20 protein-coding genes are annotated in these 25,636 nt (G+C 28.0%); 15 read left to right on the forward strand and 5 right to left on the reverse strand.

The features are described 5' to 3' along the window. Position 1: 1 nt before the first annotated feature. The 14 genes from CRV01_RS03735 to CRV01_RS03800 all read left to right on the forward strand — a co-directional run bounded on the left by CRV01_RS03735 (position 2) and on the right by CRV01_RS03800 (position 19,913). On the forward strand, positions 2 to 934 hold the full coding sequence (locus tag CRV01_RS03735) for a tRNA-dihydrouridine synthase (protein WP_129006906.1): 933 nt from the start codon (positions 2 to 4) through the stop codon (positions 932 to 934). A gap of 46 nt (positions 935 to 980) precedes the next feature. Then, entirely contained in the window at positions 981 to 1,796 is an 816-nt protein-coding gene (locus CRV01_RS03740; protein ID WP_129006907.1) for a 50S ribosomal protein L11 methyltransferase, read from the forward strand. Between the two features lie 5 nt (positions 1,797 to 1,801). Next, positions 1,802 to 3,889, forward strand: a complete 2,088-nt coding sequence (ftsH, locus tag CRV01_RS03745; protein WP_129006908.1) for an ATP-dependent zinc metalloprotease FtsH — start codon at positions 1,802 to 1,804, stop codon at positions 3,887 to 3,889. A 138-nt stretch (positions 3,890 to 4,027) separates the two neighbouring features. Then, the gene (locus tag CRV01_RS03750; protein ID WP_129006909.1) at positions 4,028 to 5,032 is read left to right on the forward strand and encodes a sensor histidine kinase; all 1,005 of its coding nucleotides are present in this window, start codon (positions 4,028 to 4,030) and stop codon (positions 5,030 to 5,032) included. Next, positions 5,033 to 6,871, forward strand: coding sequence for a PAS domain S-box protein (locus tag CRV01_RS03755; RefSeq protein WP_129006910.1), 1,839 nt, complete (start codon positions 5,033 to 5,035; stop codon positions 6,869 to 6,871). After that, a complete protein-coding gene (locus CRV01_RS03760) occupies positions 6,868 to 9,441 on the forward strand; it encodes an ATP-binding protein (protein ID WP_129006911.1) in 2,574 nt (857 codons plus the stop codon). The genes CRV01_RS03755 and CRV01_RS03760 overlap by 4 nt, the downstream gene beginning before the upstream one ends. Positions 9,442 to 9,508: 67 nt before the next feature. Beyond that, positions 9,509 to 10,096 (forward strand): hypothetical protein, encoded by a 588-nt coding sequence (locus CRV01_RS03765; RefSeq protein WP_129006912.1) that lies wholly within the window; start codon positions 9,509 to 9,511, stop codon positions 10,094 to 10,096. Positions 10,097 to 10,331: 235 nt separating this feature from the next. Beyond that, positions 10,332 to 11,885 carry a 2-isopropylmalate synthase gene (locus CRV01_RS03770; protein WP_129006913.1) on the forward strand — a complete coding sequence of 518 codons (1,554 nt, stop codon included), beginning with the start codon at positions 10,332 to 10,334 and terminating at the stop codon, positions 11,883 to 11,885. Positions 11,886 to 11,915: 30 nt separating this feature from the next. Then, on the forward strand, positions 11,916 to 13,484 hold the full coding sequence (locus tag CRV01_RS03775; RefSeq protein WP_129006914.1) for an NAD-binding protein: 1,569 nt from the start codon (positions 11,916 to 11,918) through the stop codon (positions 13,482 to 13,484). Further along, entirely contained in the window at positions 13,481 to 14,182 is a 702-nt protein-coding gene (locus CRV01_RS03780; RefSeq protein ID WP_129006915.1) for a TrkA family potassium uptake protein, read from the forward strand. Before CRV01_RS03775 ends, CRV01_RS03780 begins: the two co-directional genes overlap by 4 nt. Then, on the forward strand, positions 14,179 to 16,209 hold the full coding sequence (locus CRV01_RS03785; protein WP_129006916.1) for a DUF1538 domain-containing protein: 2,031 nt from the start codon (positions 14,179 to 14,181) through the stop codon (positions 16,207 to 16,209). The genes CRV01_RS03780 and CRV01_RS03785 overlap by 4 nt, the downstream gene beginning before the upstream one ends. Next, on the forward strand, positions 16,196 to 16,525 hold the full coding sequence (locus CRV01_RS03790; RefSeq protein WP_129006917.1) for a co-chaperone YbbN: 330 nt from the start codon (positions 16,196 to 16,198) through the stop codon (positions 16,523 to 16,525). Before CRV01_RS03785 ends, CRV01_RS03790 begins: the two co-directional genes overlap by 14 nt. 5 nt (positions 16,526 to 16,530) lie before the next feature. Further along, positions 16,531 to 16,950, forward strand: a complete 420-nt coding sequence (locus tag CRV01_RS03795; protein ID WP_129006918.1) for a heme-binding domain-containing protein — start codon at positions 16,531 to 16,533, stop codon at positions 16,948 to 16,950. A gap of 2 nt (positions 16,951 to 16,952) precedes the next feature. Beyond that, positions 16,953 to 19,913, forward strand: coding sequence for a DNA mismatch repair protein (locus CRV01_RS03800; protein ID WP_129006919.1), 2,961 nt, complete (start codon positions 16,953 to 16,955; stop codon positions 19,911 to 19,913). A 17-nt stretch (positions 19,914 to 19,930) separates the two neighbouring features. On the opposite strand, the gene CRV01_RS03805 is transcribed toward CRV01_RS03800, so the two are convergent. The 5 genes from CRV01_RS03805 to CRV01_RS03825 all read right to left on the reverse strand — a co-directional run bounded on the left by CRV01_RS03805 (position 19,931) and on the right by CRV01_RS03825 (position 25,192). After that, entirely contained in the window at positions 19,931 to 21,784 is a 1,854-nt protein-coding gene (locus CRV01_RS03805) for a GGDEF domain-containing protein (RefSeq protein WP_129006920.1), read from the reverse strand. A gap of 145 nt (positions 21,785 to 21,929) precedes the next feature. Next, positions 21,930 to 23,249: an MFS transporter gene (locus CRV01_RS03810; RefSeq protein ID WP_129006921.1), complete on the reverse strand. Its 1,320-nt coding sequence runs from the start codon at positions 23,247 to 23,249 to the stop codon at positions 21,930 to 21,932. 9 nt (positions 23,250 to 23,258) lie between these two features. Beyond that, positions 23,259 to 23,966: a 1-(5-phosphoribosyl)-5-[(5-phosphoribosylamino)methylideneamino]imidazole-4-carboxamide isomerase gene (gene hisA, locus CRV01_RS03815; protein ID WP_129006922.1), complete on the reverse strand. Its 708-nt coding sequence runs from the start codon at positions 23,964 to 23,966 to the stop codon at positions 23,259 to 23,261. Positions 23,967 to 23,980: 14 nt separating this feature from the next. Next, a complete protein-coding gene (hisH, locus tag CRV01_RS03820) occupies positions 23,981 to 24,592 on the reverse strand; it encodes an imidazole glycerol phosphate synthase subunit HisH (RefSeq protein WP_129006923.1) in 612 nt (203 codons plus the stop codon). 30 nt (positions 24,593 to 24,622) lie between these two features. Then, the gene (locus CRV01_RS03825) at positions 24,623 to 25,192 is read right to left on the reverse strand and encodes a phosphoribosyltransferase (RefSeq protein WP_129006924.1); all 570 of its coding nucleotides are present in this window, start codon (positions 25,190 to 25,192) and stop codon (positions 24,623 to 24,625) included. 100 nt (positions 25,193 to 25,292) lie between these two features. On the opposite strand from CRV01_RS03825, the gene CRV01_RS03830 reads away from it, so the two are divergent. Then, positions 25,293 to 25,634 carry a helix-turn-helix transcriptional regulator gene (locus CRV01_RS03830; protein ID WP_129006925.1) on the forward strand — a complete coding sequence of 114 codons (342 nt, stop codon included), beginning with the start codon at positions 25,293 to 25,295 and terminating at the stop codon, positions 25,632 to 25,634. Positions 25,635 to 25,636 lie beyond the last annotated feature (2 nt).

Below are 25,636 nucleotides of genomic sequence, written 5' to 3' on the forward strand. Positions count from 1 at the left end.
AATGACAAAAAAAATTGACTTTAGCCAGCCACTTATTGTGCTGGCACCACTTGCAGGATATACAGACTTACCCTTTAGATCTGTTGTTAAAAAATTTGGTGCTGATATAACTATTTCAGAAATGATTTCATCAAATGCCCTTGTTTATAAATCAGAAAAAACAAGAAAAATGATTGAAAAATCACCCCAAGAAGATCCTTATATTGTACAAATTGCAGGAAATAAACCAGAACTAGTAAGAGATGCTGTTGAAATTCTTAATGATATTGAAGGAATTGATGGTATTGATTTAAATTGTGGTTGCCCAGCTCCCAAAGTTTTTAATCATGGTTCAGGTTCTAACCTTTTAGGTGATTTAAATAAGTTGGAAGAAATTTTAAGTACAGTAAAAAAATACTCTAAAAAACAATATACAAGTGCAAAAGTAAGATTAGGGGTTGATACAAAAATTCCAGTTGAAATTGGAAAAGCAGTTGAAGCTTGTGGTGTTGATTTTGTATCAGTTCATGGTAGAACTAGAGCAGGTAAATACAAAGCTCCTGTTGATTATGATGCAATTAAAGCAATGAAAGAAGCAGTTTCTATTCCAGTTATTGCAAATGGAGATATCAAAGACTACACGAAAGCTCAAGATGTATTAAAGTATACTAATGCTGATGGTGTAATGATTGGACGTGGTGCAATAGGAAAACCTTGGATATTTTATCAATTAAAGCATGGAATAGAAGACATTAGTTCAGATAAAAAAAGAGAAATTATTTTAGAACATTTTGATGCAGTAATTGATTTTCATGGTATTCATGGAGCAGTAATGTTTAGAAAACTGTTACATTCATACTCTAAAGGCTATCAAGGTGCAGCAGAATTTAGAGATATAATTAATCGTATAGATGATAAAAAAGTTATGCGAGATATGATAGAAAACTTTTTTTAAAAGCTATTTCGTTAGAATAGTTGTTATTTAAAATATAAGGAAAAAATTGACAGATTTTTATTATGAGCTAATAGTTGAACCAGAAAATGAATATGAAGTATTTCTAGATTTAGTTGTATCTTTAACTAATGAAGCAATAGAAGAGTGTAATGGAAAAATTATTGCAAGAAGTGAAGATGATTTAGAAGATATAAAAGAAGGAATTGAAAAATTCTCAAAAGCTATTAATATAAATTGCAAAATGACATTAACAAAAAAAGAGAATGAAGACTGGATAAAGCAATATCAAGAATCTGTGAAATCAGTTGAAGTTGGTAAATTTTTTATTAGACCATCTTGGGAAGAAAAACGAGATGATAAAATAGATATTATTATTGATCCAGCTTTATCATTTGGCTCAGGACATCATGAAACTACGTCATCTTGCCTTGAAGCAATTAGTTCTTATGCAAAAGAAAATTATGATGTAGTTGATGTAGGAACAGGAAGTGGAATTTTAGCAATTGCTGCTTCAAAACTTGGATGCAAAGTAGATATTTGTGATACAGATGAAGTTTGCATAAAAGATACTGCGGCAAATTTTATATTAAATAATGCAAAGTTTAATGATTCATGGGTGGGGTCTGCAAATAGTATTAAAAATAAAAAATATGATATGGTAATAGCAAATATTGTTGCAGATGTATTAGTATTTATTCATAATGATTTAAAAAAATGCTTAAAAGATGATGGTATACTAGTTATATCAGGTATTTTAGATAAACATAAAGATAAGGTACTTAAAAAATTTGAAAAACTAGAACAGTTAGAGCTTATTCATAAAAATGAGTGGATAACAGTAATATTTAAAAACAGGAGTTAATTTAAATGAAGAATCGACCAGATAAAAATGGCCAAGACAATAATAATAACAATAATAACTTTTTTAACAATAATCCATTATTAGTATTTGTTATTTTTTCAATAGTTACTATTTTTGTATTTAAAGCAGTTTTCCCTGAGGGAAATTCTCAAATGGGAAATGTTGCAAATCAAAATATAGCTTCTTATGGACAAGCTAAAAAGAAAACTGTTGCATATTCAGAACTTAAGAACTTAATTTCTGAAGGAAGTATTCAATACGTAGGAATTGGAAATACTCAAATTAAAGCAGTAAGTAAGCCAACTAATGGACAAGTTACTACTTATACAGCAAGAAGAGTAGTACCTGATGAAACATTAATTTCTACATTAGAAAAACAAGGTATTTCTTATGGTGGTATTAATGAAGAGAATTTATTAGCTGATGTATTATTTGGATGGGTTTTACCAATCTTTATATTCTTTGCAATTTGGATGTTCCTAGCAAGAAGAATGTCTAAATCTATGGGTGGAGGTTCAGGAGGAATCCTTGGAATTGGAAGCTCTAAAAAAATGATTAATTCAGAAAAGCCAAAAGTTAAATTTGAAGACATGGCTGGAAATAAGGAAGCAAAAGAAGAAGTACAAGAGGTTGTTGACTTCTTATCTGACCCAGAAAGATATGTGAAACTTGGAGCTCAAATTCCAAAGGGTGTTCTATTAGTAGGACCTCCAGGTACTGGTAAAACATTGTTAGCAAAAGCAGTTGCTGGTGAAGCAGATGTTGAATTTCTTTCTGTTTCAGGTTCTGCATTTATTGAAATGTTTGTTGGTGTTGGTGCATCTAGAGTTAGAGACCTTTTTGAACAAGCAAAAAAAGCAGCTCCTGCAATTATTTTTATTGATGAAATTGATGCAATTGGTAAAAGTAGAGCTAGTGGTGGTCCAATGGGTGGAAATGATGAGAGAGAACAAACACTTAATCAACTTCTAGCAGAAATGGATGGTTTCTCAACTGAGTCAGCACCTGTTATTGTATTAGCTGCTACAAATAGACCAGAAGTTCTTGACCCAGCACTTCTTAGACCAGGAAGGTTTGATAGACAAGTATTAGTTGATAAACCTGATTATGAAGGAAGAATTGAAATTCTTAAAGTTCATATTAAAGATGTAAAATTAGGTGAAAATGTTGACTTAAAAGAAGTTGCAAAGATGACAGCAGGTCTTGCAGGAGCAGACTTAGCAAACATTATCAATGAAGCAGCACTTTTAGCAGGGCGTGCAAAAAAAGAAGTAGTTGAACCAAGTGATTTTAAAGAAGCAGTTGAAAGACAAATTGCAGGTTTAGAGAAAAAATCAAGAAGAATTTCTCCAAAAGAGAGAAAGATTGTTGCATATCATGAATCTGGACATGCTTTAATTGCTGAGATTACAAAAGGTGCAAAAAAAGTAAATAAAGTATCTATTGTACCAAGAGGTTTAGCAGCTTTAGGATATACATTAAATACTCCAGAAGAGAATAAATACTTAATGCAAAAACATGAGTTAATTGCTGAAGTTGATACATTACTTGGAGGACGTGCAGCTGAAGAAGTATTTATTGGTGAGATTTCAACAGGGGCAGGAAATGACCTTGAAAGAGCGACTGATATTATTAAATCAATGGCTTCTATTTATGGTATGAGTGATGTTGCAGGTCTTATGGTTTTAGAAAAAAGACAAAATCAATTCTTAGGTGGTCAAACACAAAAAGATTTCTCAGATGAAATGGCTAAAAACTTAGATGATTTTGTTAAGTCATTACTAAATGAAAGATATCAAGCTGTTTTACAAGAGTTAAGAGATCATAAAGAAGCAATTGAGCAAATGACTAAAGAGCTTCTTGATATTGAAGTTATAACGGGTGAAAGAGTAAGAGAAATCATTAAAGAAAATGGTGGAGAGGTTTTTGAAGATGAAGACTTACACACAGAAGCTTTAAATGAAGATGATAGTAAAGAAAATTCAGAAGAAAAAACTGAAAATTCAGAAGAAAATAAAAAAGAAGATAATTTAACTGAAGAATCAAACTCTTCAGATACTGAAAATAATACTACTAAAGACGATACTAAATAAAATCCTTCTAAAATATATCCTGATTAAAAAGTAAGGTTTTCCTTACTTTTTATTATAAAATAAAAATATCTTTAAACTGTAAATAAACATGTTACATTTATTATGGTACTATTATCTATAAATAAATTGGATTAGCATATGATTAATAAATTAAATACAGTCCGTGATTTAATAATAGTCCTTTTATTAGGATTATTTTTTTGGGTTATTCTAGGACACTATGATGGTTTTGAATTTCTTATAGAGTATCTAAATACCCATGAAGAGTATGAATTAGATGAAGTATTTTTATTATTATTAATACTTTCACCTTTTTTAATAGTGTATGCACTTTTAAGAGTTAAAGAAGCACGCAGATTAAATAAGCAGTTAAAAGAGCTTAATAAAAACTTGACAAAAAAAGTTCAAGAAGAGTTATCAAAAAGCCAAAGAAATGAAGCTTTATTGATACAACAATCAAGATCTGCTGCTTTAGGAGAGATGATATCTAATATTGCACATCAATGGAGACAGCCCTTAAATGCAGTTAGTTTAATTATTCAAAATTTAAATTTTTTATACAAAAATAATCAATTAAATGATGAACAAATGGAAAAAAGTGTAAAAAAAGTAATGTTTCTCACTTCAAATATGTCTCAAACAATTGATGATTTTAGAAATTTCTTTAAACCTGAAAAAATTAAACATAAGTTTTCTGTAAATGATACAGTAGAAAAAGCAATAAGAATTGTCGATGCATCTTTTGAAACATTAAAAATAAAAATTGATTTTGATCCACGGAATATAAAGTGTGAAGCTTATGGTTTTGAAAATGAGTTTTCTCAAGTGATAGTAAATATTTTAACAAATGCAAAAGACTCTTTTGTAGAAAAACAGATAAATGAGCCATTGATTAATATTGACTTTTTTAATAGTGATGATGAAATTACTATAATAATTAAAGATAATGCAGGGGGAGTTGAGGATGAAATATTTCCAAAAATTTTTGATCCATACTTTTCTACAAAAGAGAATGGTACTGGTATTGGATTATATATGTCTAAAATGATAATTGAAAATAGTATGAATGGAAAATTAATTGCAGAAAATATTGATAATGGACTTAAGTTTAATATTAATATTCCTATTTCTAAGGAGAAATAAATGCTTCAAATGAAAAAAGAGTTAAGCTTTTTAAATGAGTTAAATGTCCTTTATGTAGAGGATGATAAGTTTATTCAAGAAGAGTTAGAGTTTTTCTTGTCTGGAAAAGTTAAAAATTTATTTATTGCATCAAATGGTGAAGAGGGTTTAGAAACTTATAAAAACAATAAAATTGATTTAATTATTACAGATATTCAAATGCCTAAAATGAATGGTTTAGAGATGAGTTATGCCATTAGAGAAATTAATAAAGATGCAAAGATTATTATTACAACTGCATTTAATGATACTGAATATTTATTAGAAGCAATTAAACTTAACTTAGGAAATTATCTAACAAAACCTTTAGATCTAAATTATCTTATTGAAATTATGATTGAAAGTGCAAAAAACTTAATTTTGGAAAAAGAGAATAAAAGAATTTTAAATACTTTTGAGCAGTATAAAAGTATTGTTGATGAAAGATCAATTGTATCAAAAACAGATATCAATGGAGTTATAACCTATGTAAATAAACCTTTTGAAGAAATATCAGGTTATAAGATTGGAGAACTTCTAGGTAAATCTCATAATATAATTCGTCATGAAGATACTCCAAGTGAAATATTTAGTGATATGTGGAATACAATTTTAAATAAAAAAGTTTGGCAAGGTAAAATCAAAAATAAAAAGAAAAATGGTGACTACTATATTGTGGATACTATTATTAAGCCCATAGTAAATATTGATGGGGAAATAGATGAGTTTATTGCTTTAAGAAATGATATTACTGAACTTGAAATGTCAAAAGAGTATTTTAAAAATAGAAATGAAAAGTTTACAACTAATTTAAAAGATTCAATAAGAGTTGCTAAAACTTATAAAGATATTGTTGATAAATCTAATATGATAATTAGAATAGATTTAAATAGAAATATAAGCTTTGTAAATGAAGCCTTTTGTGAAGGGAGCGGATATTCAAAAGAAGAACTTATTGGGAAACCTTATTCTATCTTAAGAAACAAAAATATGAGATTAGAAGAGTATGAAGAAGATATAGATGAAATGTTTAACGCAATGAGTGAAAAAAAAGTTTTAAAAAGAAAAATTATAAATCAAAAAAAAGATGGCTCTTTATTTTATTGTAATGCCATTTCATATCCACTTTTAGATAGAAATGGTGAAGTATATGAATATATGGGAGTTAGGCACGATATTACAGATATAGAGATACTTCATAAAGAAATAGAAGATACTCAAAGAGAATTAATTTATAGATTGGGTGAAGTAGGAGAAACAAGAAGTAAAGAGACTGGAAATCATGTAAAAAGAGTGGCAACTTATTCTAAGATACTAGCACATAAATATGGTTTGTCTCTTGAAGAAGAAAATCGTTTATTTGCTGCTTCTCCTATGCATGATATAGGAAAAGTTGGAATACCCGATGAGATTTTAAATAAACCAGGAAAACTAGATGAAGATGAATGGAAAATTATGAAAACACATTCTGAAATAGGTTATGAAATTCTAAAAAACTCAGCAAGACCTATTTTACAAGCAGCAGCAATTGTTTCTTATACTCATCATGAAAAATGGGATGGTTCTGGGTATCCTTTAGGTTTAAAAGGTGAAGAAATTCATATTTATGGAAGAATAACAGCAATAGCAGATGTTTTTGATGCACTAGGAAGTGATAGAATTTATAAAAAAGCTTGGCCTTTAGAAAAAATATTAAAGCTCTTTGAAGAACAAAGTGGAAAACATTTTGATCCTAAATTAGTAAAAATATTTTTTGATAATTTAGATGAATTTTTATATGTTAAAGAAAAATATAAAGATGAATTTGAAAGTAACAAATGAAAAATCTAAGTATTAAAATTAAATTAATACTAATATTTGTATTTATAAAAATAATACCTTTATTACTAATCTCATATTTAGCCTATAAAGGTGTTATTCAAATAGATAAGTATATTAAAAATAGTACAGATTATCTTTTTACACAGAGTGAAAATATTATTAATCAAACTGCAAAATTATCAATTGATGATAGTATAAAACACTTAGATAAAAAATCTCAAAAATCTTTAGAAAGCTTATCCCATCAAATAGCAAATAGTGTAGCACAATTTCTTTATCAAAGAGATGAAGATTTATTATTCTTATCTAAAATGAATATAAATCAAAAGCTTTTAGAAAATTTTTATAAATCTAAAAACAAAACTATTATTTTACATGATGAGTATGTTTATGATGATAATATAAATGAATGGGTACCTAAAAATGTCTCTATAAAAAATAAGCTTGATACTTCAAGAAAGATTTTAAATGAAAATAAAAAGGAGTTTAGTTTTACTGACCCTAAAGAGTTAATAAAAAGAAGTATTCCTTTATATAAAGAGATTACGTATTTTACTTTAAAAGGAAAAGAAGTTTATAAAGTCTCTTCAATTAATAAAACGTTAAAAGATATTTCTAAAAAAACAAACACATATATTAAAGCGGAAAACTATTTTGATAAAGTTAAAGAACTAAAAGAAGGGGAAATATATGTTTCTAATGTAATTGGTAAATATGTAGGTTCTAAAATAATAGGAAATTATAGCAAAATAAAAACAAAAAAATCTAATATAAAGTTTGAGCCTACAAAGTCAGCTTATGCAGGAAAAGAAAATCCTATAGGTAAAAAATTTGAAGGAATAATTAGATTTGTAACTCCTGTCTTTAAAAATGGAAAAAAAGTAGGATTTCTTTCTTTAGCTTTAGATCACGAGCATATTATGCAGTTTACTGATACGATTAATCCTACAAGTAAGAATTTAGTTCAAGACATAGTAGATGCTGGGAGTGGAAATTATGCTTTTATGTGGGATAGTAAAGGAAGAAATATCTCACATATAAGAGACTATTTTATAAGTGGTTATGATGAAAATAGTGGCAAAAGAGCAATGCCATGGATAAGTAAAGATTTAGCATTAAAATATAAGGCTTCAGGTTTAGAAATAAATGAGTTTTTAAACAAATATCCATCTTTTGATAATCAATCTTTGGATAAAAAACCAAATTTAGAACAAGTATTAAAAGATGGGAATATAGGTCTTGATTGTAGATATTTAAATTTTGCTCCACAGTGTCATGGTTGGATGGAGCTCACAAAAAATGGTGGTTTTGGTTCTTTTATAATATATTGGAGTAATGTTTGGAAGTTAACTACAGCAGCAACTATTCCATATTATACTGGGCAATATGCAAATTCAAAAAGAGGTTTTGGTTTTGTAACAATTGGAGCAAATGTAGATGAATTTCATGCTGCTGCAAATGAGACCAAAAGAAGTGTAACTAAGATTTTGAATGAACAAAAAGAGAACATGAAAAAAGTAGTAAGTCAAAATGGACTTGAAATTCATAAATTTATTTTAATGTTAATAAATGAACTCTCTATTGTTACTGTAATTATGGTTATTATGGTTGTTTTGATTGCTTTATGGTTATCTTCTTATATTAGTAAAAAAATTGAAAAGCTTTTACTTGGAACAAATAAGTTTGCAAAGAATGAGTTAGATTATAGAATAGATGTTACAAGTAATGATGAAATAGGGAAACTTGAAAAATCATTTAATAATATGGCTTCAAAAATTCAAGAACAAATTCAAAAAGAGAAGTTATTGATTGAAAGTTTAGAAAAAAAAGTTATTCTAGAAGTTAATAAACAAAGAAAACAAGAACAATTGCTTGTACAACAATCAAAAAATGCTGCTATGGGAGAGATGATTTCAAATATTGCACACCAATGGCGTCAACCTTTAAATGCTTTATCTTTAGTTATTCAAAATATAAAGTTTTCTTTTTATACAGGAACTTTAAATGAAGAAAATTTAGAGAAATCAGTAAATAAAGCTACAATGCTAACAAATAATATGTCTAAAACAATTGATGATTTTAGAGACTTTTTTAAACCCAATAAGCTTAAATTAGAGTTCTCATTAGAAAAAAGTATTCAAAAAGTTATTACTTTAGTGGAAACTAGTTTTAGTAATAGTGATATAAATATTATTAAAGATTTTCCTGATTATAGAATAAATATCATTGGTTATGAAAATGAGCTTTCACAAGCTTTACTTAATATTATCAATAATGCAAAAGATGCTTTAATTGAAAATAATACAAAAGATAGTTTTATAGAAATTAAACTATTTAAAGATAACTCTTTAATAGTTATTGAAATCTCAGATAATGCAGGTGGAATCAAAGATAAAAACAAAGATAAAATTTTTGAACCATATTTTACCACAAAAGAAGAGGGTAAAGGAACAGGAATAGGTCTTTATATGACAAAAACAATTATTGAACAAAACATGGGTGGGAAACTATATTTAAAATCAAGTTCTAAAGAGGGAAGTATTTTTAGAATAGAGTTTAAAAATTCTTAACCTTAGATACAAAGTAATTATTAAAATATAAGATGATAATATCAAACTAAAACTTTAGGGAAAAAATATGTTAAATAGTTTTATTGCAAAAGAGGGACAAAATAAAATTCTATATTTATTTGTAGCCTTTTTTATATTTTTAGTTTTAGATTGTGAGTTTCTTACTTTTGTATTTTTTGTACTAACTATAGTTTTTACATACATTTACAGAAATAAAAAACTACAAAAGGATTACGATATCTCTGATATTTTAAGTCCAGTTTCTGGTAATGTCTCATCAATAGATAAGCAAGGAACAAAAACTTTAGTTTATATTGATGTTTCATTATGGGATAATCATATATTAAGAGCACCTAAAAATGGTAATTTTGTAGTGAAACAAAAAAAAGGTTTACATACTTTACTTGATTCTTTAAAAGCAAAAAAATTAAATGAAACAGCTACTTTAATTTATTCAGATATGAAAATAGAATTAATCTCTTCATTATATGGAACTGATATTGTTTTAAATACTAATGAAGCACTAATGGGTGATAAACTTGGTGTATTTTTACATGGACAAGCAATTATTGAGATTGATAAATCAAAAGAGCTATTAATAACTCTTAATAAAAAACTAGAAGCTGGTAAAACAGTTATTGCAAGGGCAAAGTAGCTCTTGACAAAAAAATATTAAAAGATTATAATAGCTTCACAATTTTAAAGGGAGAGTACAATGAAAATATTTGATTTTTATAAAAACTATTTTATAAAAAGTGTTAACACTCTTCTACTTCTTAAAAATTTCCTCTAATATATAACATATTACAAAATAACAATCTTACGTTTTAGTTTTTCTTTTTTTAAATAAAAAAAGATATAATATTTTACATTTTAAAAGGTTACACACTATGGATAAGAATAAAATTATAGTTTTTGATACTACATTAAGAGATGGAGAACAATCTCCTGGTTGTTCAATGAACACAGAAGAGAAAATCAAAGTTGCATTACAGTTAGAAAAATTAGGTGTAGATGTAATTGAAGCAGGTTTTGCTGCTGCAAGTCCTGGAGATTTTGATGCAGTTTCTAGAATAGCAGAGCAAGTAAAGAAATCTTCAATCTGTTCTTTAAGTAGAGCAATTGAAAATGATATTAAACAAGCTGGTTTAGCAGTACAAAAAGCTCCTTTACATAGAATTCATACATTTATTGCTACTTCACCAATACATATGAAATATAAGTTAAAGATGAGTGAAGAAGAGGTTATTAAAAGAGCAGTTCATGCTGTAGAATATGCAAGAACATTTGTTGATGATGTTGAGTTCTCTTTAGAAGATGCAGGTAGATCTGAAATACCATTTATGAAAGAGGTTATGGATGCAGTTATCTCTGCTGGTGCTTCAACTATTAATTTACCAGATACAGTTGGTTATAGATTACCAACAGAATTAGGTGCAATGGTAAAAGAGTTATCTGATTTTGCAGGTGATAGAGCAAGAATCTCTGTTCACAACCATAATGACTTAGGATTAGCAACAGCAAACACTTTAGCAGCAGTTATGAATGGTGCTAGACAAATTGAGGTTACAATCAATGGTTTAGGTGAAAGAGCAGGGAATTCAGCATTAGAAGAAGCTGTTATGGCTATTAAAACAAGACGTGATGCCTTTGGTGATTTATATACAGATATTAATACTCCTGAAATCTATGCTACATCAAGATTAGTTGCAACTATTACAGGTGTAGAACCACAACAAAATAAATCAATTGTTGGTAAAAATGCCTTTGCCCATGAAAGTGGTATTCACCAAGATGGTGTATTAAAACATCAAGAAACATATGAAATTATGAGACCTGAAGATGTAGGTGTTATTAAAGATTCTACATTAATCTTAGGTAAACACTCTGGACGTGCAGCATTTAGAGATAAAATCAATCAGTTAGGATTTGATAAAGTAAGTGATGAAGAGTTAAACTCTGCATTTGAGAAGTTCAAAATTTTAGCTGATAAGAAAAAAGATGTTACAGATGATGATGTAAGAATGTTAATTACAGATGAGTCTTTAAATCAAGCTAAGATTTATGAATTAGTAGGATTACAAATCTCTGATTGTTCAAATGGTGTTCCAACAGCAGCAGTTTCAATTAAACACAATGATGAGATTTTAACTGATGCAAATATTGGTAATGGAACAATGGATGCAATCTTTAAAACAATTGACAGACTTACAGGATATAGTGGTGAATTACAAAGTTATAATGTAACTTCAGTAACAGAAGGTAAAGATGCTTTAGCAAAAGTTACTACAAGAGTTGTTTTTGATGAAAGTTCACCATCATTTGTTGGGCATGGTTTAAGTGTTGATACAATGCTTGCAACAGCTAATGCATATGTAAGTGCATTAAATTCTTATCTTTCTCAAAAACAGAGATTAGCAAAAAACACTGAGCATCAAATATAAAACAAGGGATTCTTTCCCTTGGTAAAATATATGAAAAATAGTATAGTAAATGGTTTTTATAAATTAGACTCTTCACTTAAGTATACTTCTTTTAAAGAGTTTACAAGAAATATACTTGAAAATAATCACTACAAATACAAAAAATATTTCGATTTTTGTATGATTTTCTTAGTTTTAAGTACTATTGGAATCTTAATTTATGAAGTAAATCATACAAAAGTCGATGTTTTAAATAGTTATGAATATTTTGCAATAGTTGTCTTTCTTTTCGAATGGATTGGAAGACTCTGGGTTTATAGTGATGTAAGAAAAAGAGTAATATTAGACTATGAAGAATCACTTTTTTTAGCAAAAAAATATAAACTCTCAAAATCTTTAAAAAAAGCTTTTAAAGAAAAGCTTGAATTTATTTTTTCTCCCATGTCAATAATTGACTTATTAGCAATCCTTCCTGCATATAGACCTCTTAGAGTTTTAAGAATATTTTTATTATTTAGATTATTTAAAATCATTAGATATACCAACTCTTTAAAAGAGTTTTTAAGTATTTTTGTTGAGAGAAAGTTTGAATTATATACTTTAGCAATTTTAAGTGGTATTGTAATATTTTTTGGTTCAACAATTATGTTTGTATATGAAGGTCCTTCTGGTGTAAATGACCAAGTTAATAACTTTTTTGATGCAGTTTATTGGTCTTTAATTACAATTTCAACAGTTGGTTATGGTGATATTGTTCCTATTACTCCTGAAGGAAAGTTTGTTACTTTAGTACTTGTAATAAATGGTTTTTTAGTTATTGCTTTTAGTACTTCTATTGTAACAACAGCTCTAGCACAAAGAATGGAAACAATAAAAAAGAATAGAGTTGAAAATGAAGTTAATAAACTAACTGAATTTGTGATAATTTGTGGCTACAGTATTATGGCAAAAAATTTGGTAAGAGAGCTTACAAAACATAAGAAAAAAGTTTTAATAGTTGATGATAATGAAAAGAATATAAGTTTTGCCCAAAATGATAATTTATTAGCAATTTTAGATGACCCTACAAATATGGATTTTCTAAAGAAAATTGGAGTAGGCAATGGAGCTTCTACTATTATTACTCTATATGAAGATGACGCTACAAATCTTTCTATTGTTTTAGGTGCAAGAGCATTAGATAGAAAGATTAAAATTATAACCTTAGTAAATGACCAAGAAGTAGAAAATAAATTAAGACTTGCAGGAGCTGATTTTACAATAAATTCAAATGAGATAAGTGCATATGTTGCAGGAGAATATATTGGACAACCAGTTGCATTTGAAGCAGTAGATGGTATTTTATTAAATGATGAACTTTCTGCTGAAGTTGATGAGATAGAAATTGTTGAAGAGATGGATATTATTGATAAAAGTATAAATTTAATCAACTTTGAAAACTATAATTTAACTCTAATTGGTATAATAAATAATTCAAATAGATATAATTTTATTTTTAATCCTATAAATGTAAATTATACGCTAAAAGAAAAAGATATATTAATTGTAATTGGTTTTAAAGAATCACTAAAAGATTTAAGAAGTGACTTATTATCAAAAAAATTTAAAAGAGAAAAATGAAAAAAAGTGTTGTTATCTATGGATATTCTATATTAGGATCTAAAATAGCAAAAGTCTTAGAAGAAAAGGCTTATAAAATTATTATAATAAGTTTTGAAGAAGAACAAATTATTAAAGCTAAAAAAGATGGATATGAAGTTATAACTTCAACACTTTTAAATGATAATGAATTAATAGAAATTGGAATTGGTAAAAATGTTGATTCTTTATTTTGTGTTAGCAATAGTAATAAACACAACCTTTTTGTAACTTTATCAGCTAGAAATCTAGATAAAAATTTAAAAATTATTTCAACTTCAAAAACAAAAGCCGAAGCAAAAAAACTAATAATTGCTGGTGCCACAAAAATATTAAATCCAAATGAACTTACAGCTCAAAGAATATTTAGATATATGACTAAACCTTTGATGTTAAAAGTTTTAGATGAAATTTTATTTAGTAAATCAGATTTAAATATTTCAGAAATATATGTAAAAAAAGATTCTATTTTAAATGGAAAACTTTTAAAAGATATAACTATTCATAAAAAGTACAATATTTTACTTATTGGTACAATGGATAAAGAATTAGGGGAGAAGTTTATTTTTAATTCAAAAGGAATAAATCATAAAATTGATGAAGGAGATATATTGGTTGTAGTTGGTCAAAGTACTGAACTAAATAAGTTCAGAAAGTCTATAGGGGGAGTTGAAGTATGATGCAATTTAACTTTTTTTTAAAGTTATTAAAAGAGTCATTTAGGGATTTATTACCAATAATAATAGTTATCTTATTCTTTCAATTAGCTATTATTCAAGCAGTACCAGAAGGTTGGGTATCTACTGCTATTGGTTTAGGTATAGTAGGAGTTGGACTTGCGATTTTCTTACAAGGTCTAGAAATAGGAATATTTCCTATTGGAGAAGGATTAGCTAGAGACTTTGCAAAAAATGGTTCAATGGTTTGGGTTCTTATTTTTGGATTTTTAATTGGTTTTGGTACAACAATAGCAGAACCAGCACTTGCTGTAATTGCCGATAAAGCAGCATCTATTTCAAGTGGTAGAATTGATGCTACTATTTTAAGATTAGTTGTTGCAGGTTCAGTTGGTTTTGCAATTCTTCTTGGTGTATTTAGAATCTATAAAGGTCACGGAATTCACTATTATATTATCGCAGGATATATTTTAGTTGTAGGTGTAACATTTTTTGCTCCAAAAGAGATTATTGGTTTAGCCTATGATTTAGGTGGAGTAACTACATCAACGGTAACTGTACCTTTAGTTGCTGCACTTGGAATTGGATTAGCATCTTCAATTAAAGGAAGAAATCCTGTAATTGATGGTTTTGGTTTAATTGCTTTTGCTTCATTAACTCCAATGATATTTGTACAAATTTATGGAATTGCAGTTTATAATCTTGTGGATGCTAAAGAAGTTGCACAAGTTGTTATTGAAGCTAATGTATCAGTTTCTACTACTATAACTATTGAGTCTATAATTCATGGCTTAGGCTCTGTTATAAAAGATGTTGCTCCTATTTTATTAATTATTCTATTTTTCCAATATGGAGTAATTAAAAAAAGAATTGATAACTTAAAAACAGTAATATTTGGATTCGCATTAGTAGTTGTTGGTTTATATGCTTTTATCCTTGGGTTAGAAATGGGATTATTCACCCTTGGTGAAACAATGGCTTACCAACTTACAAAAAGAGATTCTGTTTTTGTAATTTATGCTTTTGCTTTTGCTATTGGTTTTTCAACAACAATGGCAGAACCAGCACTTATGGCTATTGCAAAAAAAGCAAAAGAGATAAGTGATGGTAAAATCAACGATTTTGCTTTAAGAATTTTTGTTGCTTTTGGTGTTGCAATAGGTATTGCTCTTGGTGCATTTAGAATTGTTGATGGTGGACATATTCACTACTATATTATTTTTGGATATATATTAGTTATTACATTAACGTGGTTTGCACCAAAATATATTATTCCAATCGCTTATGATAGTGGTGGGGTTACAACTTCAACTGTAACAGTTCCACTTGTTGCTGCACTTGGTATTGGACTTGCAACAAATATTGAAGGTAGAAGTCCTTTAATTGATGGTTTTGGGCTTATAGCTTTTGCTTCACTTTTTCCAATGATAACAGTTATGCTATATGGAATTATCACTGAAAAACTTGGTGTTAAATCTGATACTGAAATAGAAGCTGCAAATATCTTAAAAGATGCACTTATTGACGCAGAAAATATGGATTTAGCAACTGTAAATATTGATGGAAGTGATAGAAGACACTCTTTACCAATGGACTTCTCAGCTGTTGTAATTATTGTACCAAAAGATAAAAAAATTGATGCAATTCAAGCTGCAAATAAAGCAGGTGCTCCTGGTGTTACAGTTCTTAGAGCAGATGGAATTGGTTTAGGACAAATTGATAACTTCTATAGAACATCATTTGAAGCTAATGATGCCTTATTACTATTCTTATTACCTCAAAGTTTAGTAAACCCAGTTATTAAATCTATTATTCATTCTTTACATATTACTACAACAGGAAAAGGTATAGCTTTTGCTTTCCCATTAACTCATATGAAAGGGATTAGTTTAAGTAGGCATGACATTTTTGTAAATAGAAAAGATCATAAAAATCCTGAAAATGATGTAGAAAAACTAATCAAAGAAGAAGAAGAGAAAGTATTAGAAAAAATTAAAGAACACAAAAAAGTAGCCAATGAAGAGTCTTAATAGTTTGGAAGAAACTAAAAATATAATAAGTACAGTTGATGCTGTACTTATATATTTTTCAGGTGAAAATTGTTCAGTATGCAAAGCACTTAAACCTAAAATAGAACAACAAGTAAATCTTCACTTACCTAAAATTGAAACTTATGAAGTAAAAGCTGACATTTATAAAGAGATAGCAAGCAATTTTTCGGTATTTTCTATACCAACTATTTTGGTATTTTTTGACTCAAAAGAGTTTAAAAGAGAGGGAAGGAATATCTCTGTTTTAAATTTTATAGAGGAGTTAAAAAGACCATACAATTTATTTATGGATTAGGAAGTATGAAAAAAACGCTTTTAATATTCTTAGTAGTATTTATTGTAATACAATTTATACAAACAGATAAAATAAATAGTGAAACAAACCCCAATTTAGAGATGAAGACTCCATCAGAAATAAAAACTATCTTTAAATCTGCTTGTTATGATTGTCACTCTAATTCTACAAATTGGCCTTGGTATTCACATATTGCTCCTTTTTCTTGGATAATTGATTCTCATGTTACAAATGGTAGAAAAGCACTTAATTTCTCAATTTGGGAAACATACAGTGATGAGAAAAAAGAAGAAAAAATGAAAGCTATTTTTAGAACAGCATATGCTTCTATGCCATTAGCTTCATATATAAAAGCTCATGAAGATGCAAATTTAACAAGAGAACAAAGAACATTAATTAGAGACTGGACTGGAGTGAAAAAATAGTTTTGAGAGAAGAAGTTCAAGCCTTATTAGACGAAAAGAAAACCTTACTTACCATTACTTACTTTAAGCTTCAACGGCTTTTTGAAAAAAAGTATGGAGAAAATACTGTAGTACTTATGGAAATAGGTACCTTTTTTGAAGTATATGAAGTAAATAATGATGAAGAACAAATAGGGAAAGCTAAAGAGATAGCTGAACTATTAAATATTCAATTAACTAGAAAAAATAAATCTATTTTAGAAAACTCTGCTGAAAACCCAATTATGGCAGGAGTACCTGCAATCTCTTTAGAAAAACATCTTGCAAGAATCATTGCAGAACAAAAGTACACAGTAGTAATCATAAGACAAAAAGGACTTCCTCCAAAAGTATCTAGATACCTTGATACAGTTGTAAGTCCAGGTACTAACTTTGATTTTGTACTTGACCAAGATGAAAATAATATCACTTCCCTTGTTGTAGATCAAATAAAAGGTATTTATCTAGTAGGTTATTCTGCAATTGATGTAACAACAGGAAAGTGCTATTACAATGAAGTACATGGTACAAGTGAAGATAAATTTTATGCATTAGATGAAGTATTTAATTATATGAATATGCATCGTACAAATGAAGTAGTCATAACTTTTGCAGATAAAAATATAAATCAAAAAGAGGTAATAGATTACCTAGAATTAAAATTAAAGACTTTTCATATTGGAACATTTATTCCAAAGATTAATTATCAAAATGAACTGTTTAAAAATGTTTTTGCAGTAGAATCATTACTTACGGCAATTGAACATCTTGATATGGAAAGAGTTCCCCTTAGTTCTCAAAGTTTAGCAATACTTATTGATTTTGTTATAGGGCATGATTCAAATATTGTTCAAAAGCTTTCACTTCCAATAAAACTTGATGTTTCAAAATATATTTACTTAGGAAACAATGCATTAGAGCAATTAAATATTATAGAGACTTCTCACAATCCAAGTTTGATAAAACTTATTAACAATACGTCAACTGCAATGGGAAAAAGACTTTTAAAAGAAAGACTTACTCATCCTGTAAAAGATAGTAAAGAGTTATTAAGAAGGTTTGCTTTATCAAAAGAGTTATTTGATTATCATGGACCTATTGAAAATGAATTAGCAAATATTTATGATATAGAAAGACTAACAAGAAGAATAAAACTTGCAAGACTTCATCCTTTTGAATTAAACTATTTATATGACTCTTTACTTAGTATAAAAGAAGTAGTAGCCTTCATGGAAAACTATAAGTTTATAACTCCACCTTGTAGTTTGGCTCAACTTCAAATGTTTATAGATTCTATTGAATCAACTTTTGATTTAGCTATTTCTGGAAAATATATGCTTAAAGATGTTGAGTCAAATATGGTTTGTGATGGAATAAACCATGAAATAGATGAACTAAATAAACAAAATGAAGTATTATATTCAAAACTAGAATTAATAAAGAATCATATTTTAAATATTTTAAATGCAAAAGACTCAAACTTTGTAAGTATAAATAGACTTGATAAAGAAGGTTTTTATTTAAGTCTTACAAAGAATAGATATAACCTAATAAAAGATGAGTTGTCAAACTCACATATTATCATTGATGATGATTTACTTCTTTTCAAAGATTTTAACTATAAAGTACAAACTACTTCGGTAAAAATCTCTTGTAAACTTACAGATGAAATTTCAGATAAATATGTGCATAACCTAAGAAAAATCATTGAACTAAACAAACTGGTATTTAAAGAGAAACTAAATGAATTTGAAAAGAAGTTTGCAACACTACTTGAAGAGTTAGTTCAGTTTATTGCTGAGGTTGATTTAACAGTTTCAAATATCAAAACAGCAAAAAAATACAATTATGTTTGTCCAAAGATAGTTAAAACTAAAGATGATGAAAACTTTTTAGAGTTAGTTGAACTTAGACATCCAATTATTGAAGCAAATGAAGAGCAGGGGATTTATGTACCAAATGATATTATCTTAGGAGAATTATCCCTTGCAAAAGATGAGTTAAAAGATAATGTGATTATCAAAAACTCAAATCCTATAAATATGTTCGATAATAAAATGCATGGTATTTTACTTTATGGAATAAACTCTTCAGGTAAATCTTCACTTATGAAATCAATTGGGATTGCAGTTATTTTAGCTCAAGCAGGTTTTTATGTACCAGCAAAATCAATGAGATTCTCTATTTTTGATTCTGTATTTACTAGAATTAGCGGAGCTGATAATATAGCAAAAGGGCTTTCTTCTTTTGCAGTTGAAATGCTTGAACTTAAAAATATTTTTAATCGTGCATCAAAAAGGTCACTAATCTTAGGGGATGAAATCTCTCATAGTACAGAGACAATGAGTGGTTTATCTATTGTGGCAAGTGCTATTTTAAAACTAGCAAAATTAGAATCAATCTTTGTTTTTGCAACACACTTACATCAACTTCCAGAAATAAAAGAGATAGAAAACCTTAAAAATATAATTTCACTTCACTTATCTGTAATGTATCAAGATGAAGAAGATAAACTAATCTTTGATAGAAAACTAAAACATGGAAGTGGTTCTTCTATGTATGGTTTAGAGTATGCAAAATCACTTCATATGGATAGAGAGTTTTTAAGTGTGGCAAATGATATTAGAAAGCGTTTAACTGATGATTATGATAAAGTTGAAAGACTAACTCATAAGAAGACTTCAAAATACAATAAAGATGTTTTTGCTTCTACTTGTGTTATTTGTGGAAGAGCTTGTGATGATGTTCACCACATAAAAGAACAAGCAAGGGCAAATAAAGATGGCTTTATAGGACATATAAACCAAAATCATAAATACAACTTAATACCTTTATGTAAATTACATCATAAAATGGTACATGAAGGGAAAGTAAATATAAATGGTTTTGTAGCTACAAGTAAAGGTTTGGAGCTACATTATACTATGACAGAAGAGCAAGAGTAAAGTTTAAACTTTACTCTTTAGTAGTCAGCCTTTTCACCATTTTTTAGTATCTCTTTTGTAAATCTAATTACCTTATTTCTTCCTGTTTCTTTTGCCTCATAAAGACAAAGGTCTGCATATTTAATAGATTTCCAGAATTGATCTGTATCTGCAGGGAAGAATGAGTATCCAATACTTACAGTTTTACTAAATGATTCGTTATTAAAAGTAAATACAATTTTTGCAAACTCTTCATTTATTCTTTTTGCTAATTCTTGAGCACTCTCTTCTGTTGGATTTTTCATAATAATTAAGAATTCTTCTCCACCGAATCTTATAATAAATTCATTAGGAGAAATATTTTCTTGCATTGTCTTAGAAAGTTTTTGCAAGATAGCATCACCAGCATCATGTCCATAAGTATCATTTATCATTTTAAAGTAATCAATATCTAAGAACATAATTGCATAAGTAGTATCTTGCGCAAGCTCATTTGGCATAGTTTTTTCTACAAATTCATCAAGATACTTTCTATTATAAAGTCCAGTTAATCCATCAACTAAGTTTCTTTGTCTTAGAACATCCATTAACATTCTACTTTCTAAAATAGGCTTTGTCTCTTCAAGATATTTTTTGATAATACCGATTTGGTATTTATTATGTTTAGAACACTCTTTATTATCACATAAAATGTGAATAGTGATTGATTTTTGTTCATTTATTGTAAATGGTATGCATGTGTATTCTATAGAGTTTTCACATTTTGCTATTCTACATATTTCAGGGAAATTCTCTGAACATATGATATTAGAAGTTCTTTCTGCTCTACAAAGCTCTTTAATATCGTTTCTTAAATCACAACATGGTTTTATATCTTTTGGACCATAAATTATTTTTCTTTCATCTTTTTGTATATCATTTTCAAAGATATAAAAATCTTTAACTTTTAGTTTATCTTTTAAAACTTGTATTAATCTATAATAAATATCTTCTTTTGATAAATCTGTCTCAATAGTCTTTTTAAAGTTATAAATTTCTGATATGTCTTCAATTATCTCTTTTGCCGTAAGAAGTTTGTCATTATTTAAGTTTGTTGACCTATTATGTACAAAGGCAGTAAGATTTTTTTCAATTCCTGTTAAAACAGTTTCTAGTTTTTCAATGATTTCATTTAACCACATAAAGGCTTCTTTATCTTCTTTAAGTATTCCTTTAGGTGCTCTTACTGAATAATCACCTTCATGTACTTGTTTTAAAGTATGTGTTATTGAGTCAAATGAAGTAGTATAAGGTTTAATTTTTTTGCTAATAAAAATTAAAATAAAAATTAAAAATAGAATGACAATAGCAATAATATTAAGTAAAATAGCGATATTTGATATTCTATCTTCTTGTATATCAAGTTTTATAGATATTGCACCTAAAACATCACCTTCTTTTGCATTATGGCAACTTAAACAGTTTGGTTTATCCATTGCTGAAGCCACATAAGGTATTGTTATTCTTAATGATGCGTTTTTTAAGCTTTCATCAATTACAACTTCTTCTTTTCCTGTTTTTAAAACTTTCTTATCTATTTCGTCCCTTGGAAGCTCATTAGTTGCTTCAGTACCAAATTGTTCAGATATTTTTGGAGATCTAGTGACCCATAATTCGTTTAATTCAACCATTCTTTCTAAACTATCTAAAAATACATCTCTTTGATGCATATTTCCATTTACCATATGAGAAGTTAAACTACTTTTTACAATCTCCGCTGTTAAATAAGCTCTTTTTTTAGCTCCCGCATAGCCACTTTCTCTTGAACCTATTGCAACTAATGCCACAATAATAAGTGTTAAAAGTGTAACCATTGAAAAAATAATAAGAGTTATCTTTTTATTAGAATTCATTTGTCTTCCTAGGGACTTAAATTATTTTTATGTATATTAGCATAAACTATTTTATTAACATATTACTTTAAGGAAGAAATTATACTTTTTTACATATTTTATTTTGAATTTTATGAATTTACTTAAAGTTAGAACCTAAAAGCGATTAATCTTCTTGGACTTCAGGAAGTTTTTTTGCTAAATAAATAGCCAATAATCCTACAAAAGATAAAAACAGAATAATTCCTCCAACACCAATAAGTGAACTAAGACTTCCAATTAAACCACTTAGAAGTAGGATAAAACCTATTAAAGTATTACTTACAGCTACATAACTTGTTCTTTTATTTCCTTCGGCTAAATCAGTAATGTAAGTTTTTCTTCCTATTCTTATACCTTGATATCCAATACTTAAAATAAAATAGATAATAGGCATAACCCAAATAGTTGTAAAAATTTCTTTATAAAAAATATCTAGAAAAGATACTAAGAAACCAACAATAGTTGCAATAGTTGCTCCAATAATCATAACTTTTTTACTAGAAACATCAGAAAATTTACCCCAAAAATTTGCAGATAATAAATCAGCTAAACCACTTGACAGAATAAATAGTCCTAAAAGATAAGCATTTGAATCACTGTTTTGTTGAGCTATAATTACAAAAAAAGGTGCAGATAAAACAGAACAAAGAAATAAAGCCCTTGTAATAACAAAAAGTCTAAATGGCTTATCTGTTTTTAAAATAGAAAGTTCTTTTATAGCTACTGTAAAAGCATTTCCTCCACCAGCTGTTTCTCCTGGATACTCTTTTATTTGTCCATAAGTAATAGAAGCTAATATCCAAAAAAAGCCTGCAAGTGAAAGTAAAACTCCAAAGTGTTGAGCCATAAAAGGTTTTTCACCATTTAGTAAAAAGTAAACGCCTAAGACAACAACAAGTAAACCAGCAAGCATTCCAGACAAACCATTTAATGCTCCACGTCTTGTTTTTGGAATAGTTTTTCCAAGAACGTCTTTTGCTGCAACAGAGCATAAACCTCTTGATAAACTTAAAGCTGTAAGTAAAGCAATGATTGCAAAGCCAGCACTTAAGCCTTCCATATTCCAAGCAACAAGAGCTATACCAAACATACATAAAGCTTGTAAAAAAGTTCCTAATGACCAAACCCATTTTCTAATAGGAAGTTTTCTAATAAAACTTGCTATAAATAGTTGAGGAATGAGTGAACCAGACTCCTTTATTGGGACTAAAAAACTTATTAAAAAGACAGGAACATTTAAACTTTCCATTATCCAAGGTAAGACAACTTTTGCATTTGCTATTGCATCTGCAAGTTTATTAAAAAAGTAGCTAATAATTGTAAGAAGAAAATTACCAGGCACAACTTTACAAGCATTTTCATCTATTGCTTTGCAAACTCTGGCATCTTCTTCATTTACAATTTTATTGTAAATATTATCAGGATTGAATTTTTTTAAAGGCATTTTTGTTTTCTACAAAGCTTTAAATCCTTCTTCTAAGTCAAGGGTACCTTCATAAAAAGCTTTTCCAACGATTACACCTGCAATATTTCCATTTGCTTTGCAAGAAGTTATATCGTTGATATCTTTTACTCCACCAGAAGCAATAGTTTCAACACCGCTTGCTAGTGCAATCGATTCTGTAAACTCTACATTTACTCCACAAAGCATTCCATCTTTAGAAATATCAGTACAAATAATTGCTTCAACACCAGCATTTGCAAATTCACGAGCAAGATCAGTTGCTTTCATAGTTGATACTTCTGCCCAACCTTCAACTGCAACCATTCCATTCATAGCATCAATTCCAACAGCAATTGGATATTTTGAAGCCATATCTTTTACAAACTGTGGATCTTTTACAGCAATCGAACCTAAAATTAGTCTATCAATTCCAAGTTCAACATACATCTTGATAGTTTCTTCATCTCTGATTCCACCACCAACTTCAATTTTTAGATTACAATTTTCTTTGATCTTTTTGATTTGTTCTAAGTTTGCTGGACTGCCTTTAAATGCACCATTTAAATCAACAACATGAACCCATTTACTTCCTAATTCTTCAAATCTTTTTGCTACTTGCCAAGGCTCATCTGAATAGATTTTTGCACTATCCATAAGTCCTTTACTAAGTCTTACAGCTTTTCCATCTTTAAGATCAATTGCTGGTAAAATGTCCATTTTAATAAGTTCTCCTATTTAATATTCATAAAATTTTTAAGTATTTTTAATCCATTATCGTGTGATTTTTCTGGATGTGGTTGAAACCCATAAACGTTCTGTTTGTGTACGGCACTTACAAAGTCATATCCATACTCTGTAGTTCCAATTACATTTTTAGGATCTGTAACTGCATGGTATGAGTGTACAAAATATAAATATGGATTAGTTAAGCCTTCAAATAGTGTGTGTTCATTTGAAGTTTTAATTACATTCCAACCCATATGAGGAACTTTTGTATCTTCATGCATTTTTGATTTGTCAAATTTTACAACTTTCCCATCTATTAAACCTAAACCTTCATTATTTCCAAACTCTTCAGAACTTTCAAAAAGAAGTTGCATTCCAAGGCAAATACCAATCATAGGTTTTCCACTTTTTGCAAATTCGTAAATTGCTTCTTTCATACCTGTTTCATTTAGGTTTTGCATTGCATCACCAAAAGCACCAACACCTGGTAAAATAATTCTATCAAAGTTTTTTAATTCATTAGGGTCTTTTACAAAAGTGGCTTTTTCATCAAGTAGATGACAGGCATTGTAAACTGAAGCAAGATTTCCCATATTATAATCGATAATTCCAACCAAAATTATATCCTTTAAAAAAATGAGATTATACTAAATTTTTGCATCAGCTAGGGTTAAAGAAAATAAAACTTGATTGTTTTTTTCTTCACAAGCCTTTTTTGCTTCAAGTATTGTTGTTCCTGTTGTTATTAAATCATCTATTAAAATTATAGTTTTATTTGATACTTTAATATCAAATTTCCTTTTATTTTTCTTTCTAAATTTTAAATTTCGACCTGCATATTTGACTATATTTGTTGCTTTACATTTTCCATATAGTGGTTTTATATATTCTGATTTTAGATGTTTTGATAAAATGGCAGTTTGAGAAAACTCATGCCTAGTGTGCTCATCTATAGCTATAGAATAAACCAATTGCTCAAATTTGAAATTTTGTGCAAATCTTTTAAAAGATAGTTTGCCTAAAGTATTAAATACTCTATCTCCATGAAAATAATATTTTGAAGTTAAAAAATCTTCAATCTCTGTAAAAGAGTAAAAAGAATAATTATAAAAACCATCTTCTAGTTCTCTTTTATGAAAAGAGGGTGTTAATAGCTTCTTTTGACAAGTTTTACATATAATATTTAGACTAAAGGTTTCACAAGATATACATTTCATAATAATTTATATTATTAATATTTTCTTTATAAACTAATTAAGTTTTAAGTTTATATTACATATGATTGCTTATTCATATGTACATATAAAGGAATTTAAAATGAGTAATGAGTGTTGTGACCATTCAAATGAAGTAAAAAAAGTAAAGAAAACATTGATTAATGAAGAGACTTTATATGATGTTGCAGAACTTTTCAAGGCATATGCTGATACAACAAGAATAAAAATTATTTCAGTATTAAAAGAAGAAGAGTTATGTGTTGGAGCTATAAGTGAACTTATAAATGTAAGTCAGTCAGCGGTTTCCCATCAATTAAGAGTATTAAAAAATTCAAAAATTGTTAAACCTAGACGTGAGGGAAAACAAATGTACTATTCACTTGACGATGAACACATCAAAAAAATATACGATATGGGCTTAGAGCATATAGTAAAAGGTTAAGA

It is taken from the genome of Arcobacter sp. CECT 8983 (assembly GCF_004118855.1).
Lineage (GTDB): Bacteria > Campylobacterota > Campylobacteria > Campylobacterales > Arcobacteraceae > Halarcobacter.

Excerpts from the sequence above, each read along its gene's own strand:
- CRV01_RS03735 (WP_129006906.1), top strand. The coding sequence starts at position 2 with ATGACAAAAAAAATTGACTTTAGCCAGCCACTTATTGTGCTGGCACCA.
- ftsH (WP_129006908.1), top strand. The coding sequence starts at position 1,802 with ATGAAGAATCGACCAGATAAAAATGGCCAAGACAATAATAATAACAAT.
- CRV01_RS03750 (WP_129006909.1), top strand. The coding sequence starts at position 4,028 with ATGATTAATAAATTAAATACAGTCCGTGATTTAATAATAGTCCTTTTA.
- CRV01_RS03755 (WP_129006910.1), top strand. The coding sequence starts at position 5,033 with ATGCTTCAAATGAAAAAAGAGTTAAGCTTTTTAAATGAGTTAAATGTC.
- CRV01_RS03760 (WP_129006911.1), top strand. The coding sequence starts at position 6,868 with ATGAAAAATCTAAGTATTAAAATTAAATTAATACTAATATTTGTATTT.
- CRV01_RS03765 (WP_129006912.1), top strand. The coding sequence starts at position 9,509 with ATGTTAAATAGTTTTATTGCAAAAGAGGGACAAAATAAAATTCTATAT.
- CRV01_RS03770 (WP_129006913.1), top strand. The coding sequence starts at position 10,332 with ATGGATAAGAATAAAATTATAGTTTTTGATACTACATTAAGAGATGGA.
- CRV01_RS03775 (WP_129006914.1), top strand. The coding sequence starts at position 11,916 with ATGAAAAATAGTATAGTAAATGGTTTTTATAAATTAGACTCTTCACTT.
- CRV01_RS03780 (WP_129006915.1), top strand. The coding sequence starts at position 13,481 with ATGAAAAAAAGTGTTGTTATCTATGGATATTCTATATTAGGATCTAAA.
- CRV01_RS03785 (WP_129006916.1), top strand. The coding sequence starts at position 14,179 with ATGATGCAATTTAACTTTTTTTTAAAGTTATTAAAAGAGTCATTTAGG.
- CRV01_RS03790 (WP_129006917.1), top strand. The coding sequence starts at position 16,196 with ATGAAGAGTCTTAATAGTTTGGAAGAAACTAAAAATATAATAAGTACA.
- CRV01_RS03795 (WP_129006918.1), top strand. The coding sequence starts at position 16,531 with ATGAAAAAAACGCTTTTAATATTCTTAGTAGTATTTATTGTAATACAA.
- CRV01_RS03805 (WP_129006920.1), bottom strand. The coding sequence starts at position 21,784 with ATGAATTCTAATAAAAAGATAACTCTTATTATTTTTTCAATGGTTACA.
- CRV01_RS03810 (WP_129006921.1), bottom strand. The coding sequence starts at position 23,249 with ATGCCTTTAAAAAAATTCAATCCTGATAATATTTACAATAAAATTGTA.
- hisA (WP_129006922.1), bottom strand. The coding sequence starts at position 23,966 with ATGGACATTTTACCAGCAATTGATCTTAAAGATGGAAAAGCTGTAAGA.
- CRV01_RS03825 (WP_129006924.1), bottom strand. The coding sequence starts at position 25,192 with ATGAAATGTATATCTTGTGAAACCTTTAGTCTAAATATTATATGTAAA.
- CRV01_RS03830 (WP_129006925.1), top strand. The coding sequence starts at position 25,293 with ATGAGTAATGAGTGTTGTGACCATTCAAATGAAGTAAAAAAAGTAAAG.